At 56.0% G+C, this 4,990-nt stretch carries 2 rRNA genes; both read left to right on the top strand.

The features are described 5' to 3' along the window. The first annotated feature begins 50 nt into the window (after nucleotides 1-50). Nucleotides 51-1,570, top strand: a 16S ribosomal RNA gene (locus tag DS079_RS16930). 339 nt (nucleotides 1,571-1,909) lie between these two features. Beyond that, nucleotides 1,910-4,978, top strand: a 23S ribosomal RNA gene (locus DS079_RS16925). Together the 16S and 23S rRNA genes form the textbook arrangement of a ribosomal RNA operon. Nucleotides 4,979-4,990 lie beyond the last annotated feature (12 nt).

Below are 4,990 nucleotides of genomic sequence, written 5' to 3'. Positions count from 1 at the left end.
TTAATGCTGGTTGTTTGTTTATTTTGTCAGGTTTATAGTTTTTCATGATTTTCATGGAGAGTTTGATCCTGGCTCAGGACGAACGCTGGCGGCGTGCTTAACACATGCAAGTCGAACGATGACGGTGGTGCTTGCACCGCCTGATTAGTGGCGAACGGGTGAGTAACACGTGAGTAACCTGCCCTCCACTTCGGGATAACCTCGGGAAATCGTGGCTAATACCGGATATGAGCACTCATCGCATGGTGGGTGTTGGAAAGATTTATCGGTGGGGGATGGACTCGCGGCCTATCAGTTTGTTGGTGAGGTGATGGCTCACCAAGACGATGACGGGTAGCCGGCCTGAGAGGGCGACCGGCCACACTGGGACTGAGACACGGCCCAGACTCCTACGGGAGGCAGCAGTGGGGAATATTGCACAATGGGCGAAAGCCTGATGCAGCGACGCCGCGTGGGGGATGACGGCCTTCGGGTTGTAAACCCCTTTCAGTAGGGAAGAAGCGAGAGTGACGGTACCTGCAGAAGAAGCGCCGGCTAACTACGTGCCAGCAGCCGCGGTAATACGTAGGGCGCAAGCGTTGTCCGGAATTATTGGGCGTAAAGAGCTTGTAGGTGGCTTGTCGCGTCTGCCGTGAAAACCCGAGGCTCAACCTCGGGCGTGCGGTGGGTACGGGCAGGCTAGAGTGTGGTAGGGGAGACTGGAACTCCTGGTGTAGCGGTGAAATGCGCAGATATCAGGAAGAACACCGATGGCGAAGGCAGGTCTCTGGGCCATTACTGACACTGAGAAGCGAAAGCATGGGTAGCGAACAGGATTAGATACCCTGGTAGTCCATGCCGTAAACGTTGGGCACTAGGTGTGGGGGACATTCCACGTTTTCCGCGCCGTAGCTAACGCATTAAGTGCCCCGCCTGGGGAGTACGGCCGCAAGGCTAAAACTCAAAGGAATTGACGGGGGCCCGCACAAGCGGCGGAGCATGCTGATTAATTCGATGCAACGCGAAGAACCTTACCAAGGCTTGACATGCACTGGACGGCTGCAGAGATGTGGCTTTCTTTGGACTGGTGCACAGGTGGTGCATGGTTGTCGTCAGCTCGTGTCGTGAGATGTTGGGTTAAGTCCCGCAACGAGCGCAACCCTCGTTCTATGTTGCCAGCACGTAATGGTGGGGACTCATAGGAGACTGCCGGGGTCAACTCGGAGGAAGGTGGGGACGACGTCAAATCATCATGCCCCTTATGTCTTGGGCTTCAAGCATGCTACAATGGTCGGTACAATGGGTTGCGAAACTGTGAGGTGGAGCGAATCCCAAAAAGCCGGCCTCAGTTCGGATTGGGGTCTGCAACTCGACCCCATGAAGTCGGAGTCGCTAGTAATCGCAGATCAGCAACGCTGCGGTGAATACGTTCCCGGGCCTTGTACACACCGCCCGTCAAGTCACGAAAGTCGGTAACACCCGAAGCCAGTGGCCCATCCTCGTGAGGGAGCTGTCTAAGGTGGGATCGGTGATTGGGACTAAGTCGTAACAAGGTAGCCGTACCGGAAGGTGCGGCTGGATCACCTCCTTTCTAAGGAGCATCACCAATATTGGTGGCCATCGTCGTCTGCGAGTGTCAGGCGGGTGGTTGCTCAAGGGTGGAACATCGATGGATAGGCACTTCATCTGCTGCGCTGATCGCTAGTACTCCTTCGGGATGGAACGTGTGAGGGCATCGGGTTTGAGGTGGAGACACGCTATTGGGTTGTGAGGCTGCACGCAGCTCCCTTTGTGGGGGTGTGTGGCTGGTCCCCCCGACCACGGATGCTGGAAAGGCTGATGTGGTGGGTGTGGGGTTGTTTCTTGAGAACTGTATAGTGGACGCGAGCATCTTGTAAGCAATTTTTAAGCGCAAAGTGTCTTTGTGTTGCCGTAAGTTTTAAAGGGCGCACGGTGGATGCCTTGGCACAAGGAGCCGACGAAGGACGTGGGAGTCTGCGTTAAGCCTCGGGGAGTTGACAACCGAACTGTGATCCGAGGATGTCCGAATGGGGAAACCCACCACGAGTCATGTCGTGGTACCCGCTGCTGAATGTATAGGCAGTGTGGAGGGAACGCGGGGAAGTGAAACATCTCAGTACCCGCAGGAAGAGAAAACAAATAGTGATTCCGTGAGTAGTGGCGAGCGAAAGCGGAGGAGGCTAAACCTGGTCTGTGTGATACCCGGCAGGGGTTGCAGGTCAGGGGTTGTGGGACGTGTCAGCAGGGTCTGCCGGCCTTGCGACGTGTACGCGCAGTGGTAGTCGAAGCCGTGGTGAGTGCGGTGGCGTAGAGGGTGTGACCCCCGTAGACGAAACCAGTGCGCGGCGTGACGCTGTTCCCGAGTAGCACCGGGCCCGTGAAATCCGGTGTGAATCTGCCAGGACCACCTGGTAAGCCTGAATACTACCTTGTGACCGATAGCGGACAAGTACCGTGAGGGAAAGGTGAAAAGCACCCCGGGAGGGGAGTGAAATAGTACCTGAAACCGTGCGCTTACAATCCGTCGGAGCCTTGAGGGGTGACGGCGTGCCTTTTGAAGAATGAGCCTGCGAGTTAGTGGTCGGTGGCGAGGTTAACCCGTGTGGGGTAGCCGTAGCGAAAGCGAGTCTGAACGGGGCGTTCAGTCGCCGGCTCTAGACCCGAAGCGAAGTGATCTATCCATGGGCAGTGTGAAGCGCGGGTAAGACCGCGTGGAGGCGCGAACCCACTTCAGTTGAAAATGGAGGGGATGACCTGTGGATAGGGGTGAAAGGCCAATCAAACTTCGTGATAGCTGGTTCTCCCCGAAATGCATTTAGGTGCAGCGTTGCGTGTTTCGTACCGGAGGTAGAGCACTGGATAGGCGATGGGCCCCACCGGGTTACTGACCTTAGCCAAACTCCGAATGCCGGTACGTGAGAGCGCAGCAGTGAGACTGTGGGGGATAAGCTTCATAGTCGAGAGGGAAACAGCCCAGAACATCAGCTAAGGCCCCTAAGCGTGTGCTAAGTGGAAAAGGATGTGGAGTTGCTGAGACAACCAGGAGGTTGGCTTAGAAGCAGCCACCCTTGAAAGAGTGCGTAATAGCTCACTGGTCAAGTGATTCTGCGCCGACAATGTAGCGGGGCTCAAGCACACCGCCGAAGCTGTGTCACTCAGGATTTGGTCCTGGGTGGGTAGGGGAGCGTCGTACAGCCGGTGAAGCCGCGGGGGAACCCAGTGGTGGAGGCTGTACGAGTGAGAATGCAGGCATGAGTAGCGAAAGACGGGTGAGAAACCCGTCCGCCGATTGATCAAGGGTTCCAGGGCCAGGTTTATCCGCCCTGGGTTAGTCGGGACCTAAGGCGAGGCCGACAGGCGTAGTCGATGGACATCGGGTTGATATTCCCGAACCGATCGTAGGAGGACCCATACCGAGGCGATTGATGCTAACCACCCGAGCTGTCACCGTGCCCTTCGGGGTGTGGATGATGGTGAGGCTGGGAACCAAGGTCGTAGTAGGTCAGCGCGTGGGATGACGCAGAGAGGTAGCTTCCGCGGACTTAATGGAATAGTCCGTCTAAGCGTGCAGCCCGGCCCCGGGTAATGCTGGGGCCATGAGGGTGAGACGTGATGGGGATCCCGTATGGGCGTAGGTGAGTGATCCTGTACTGCCTAGAAAAGTTCCGGCGTGACGAATACGGTCGCCCGTACCCTAAACCGACTCAGGTGATCAGGTAGAGAATACCGAGGCGTTCGAGAGAATCGTGGTTAAGGAACTCGGCAAAATGCCCCCGTAACTTCGGGAGAAGGGGGGCCCGATCCGTGAGAGCGGAGAGGGCCGCAGAGACCAGGGAGAAGCGACTGTTTACTAAAAACACAGGTCCGTGCGAAGTCGTAAGACGCTGTATACGGACTGACGCCTGCCCGGTGCTGGAAGGTTAAGAGGACCGGTTAGAGCTCTTCGGAGTTCGAAGCTGAGAATTTAAGCCCCAGTAAACGGCGGTGGTAACTATAACCATCCTAAGGTAGCGAAATTCCTTGTCGGGTAAGTTCCGACCTGCACGAATGGCGTAACGACTTCTCCACTGTCTCAACCGCGAACTCGGCGAAATTGCATTACGAGTAAAGATGCTCGTTACGCGCAGCAGGACGGAAAGACCCCGGGACCTTTACTATAGTTTGATATTGGTGTTCGGGACGGCTTGTGTAGGATAGGTGGGAGACTGGGAAGCATTCACGCCAGTGAGTGTGGAGTCATTGTTGAAATACCACTCTGGTCGTTCTGGATTCCTAACCTCGGTCCGTGATCCGGATCAGGGACAGTGTCTGATGGGTAGTTTAACTGGGGCGGTTGCCTCCTAAAGAGTAACGGAGGCGCTCAAAGGTTCCCTCAGCCTGGTTGGCAATCAGGTGTTGAGTGTAAGTGCACAAGGGAGCTTGACTGCGAGACAGACATGTCGGGCAGGTGCGAAAGCAGGAACTAGTGATCCGGCACCTCATTGTGGAATGGGTGTCGCTCAACGGATAAAAGGTACCCCGGGGATAACAGGCTGATCTTGCCCAAGAGCTCATATCGACGGCATGGTTTGGCACCTCGATGTCGGCTCGTCGCATCCTGGGGCTGGAGTTGGTCCCAAGGGTTAGGCTGTTCGCCTATTAAAGCGGTACGCGAGCTGGGTTTAGAACGTCGTGAGACAGTTCGGTCCCTATCCGCTGCGCGCGTTGGATATTTGAGAAGTCCTGTCCCTAGTACGAGAGGACCGGGATGGACTGACCTCTGGTGTGCCAGTTGTTCTGCCAAGGGCATGGCTGGTTGGCTACGTCGGGAAGGGATAACCGCTGAAAGCATCTAAGCGGGAAGCCTGCTTCGAGATGAGATATCCTTGCACCCTTGAGGTGTGTGAGGCCCCCAGTAGATGACTGGGTTGATAGGCCAGATGTGGAAGCACAGCAATGTGTGGAGCTGACTGGTACTAATGGCCGATGACTTACAACAACATTCTTTGTG

The organism is Brachybacterium paraconglomeratum (assembly GCF_003994255.1).
In the GTDB taxonomy this organism is placed as follows: domain Bacteria; phylum Actinomycetota; class Actinomycetes; order Actinomycetales; family Dermabacteraceae; genus Brachybacterium; species Brachybacterium conglomeratum.
Note: the sequence above shows the minus strand (reverse complement) of the source record. Positions and strands in the feature narration are given on the sequence as shown.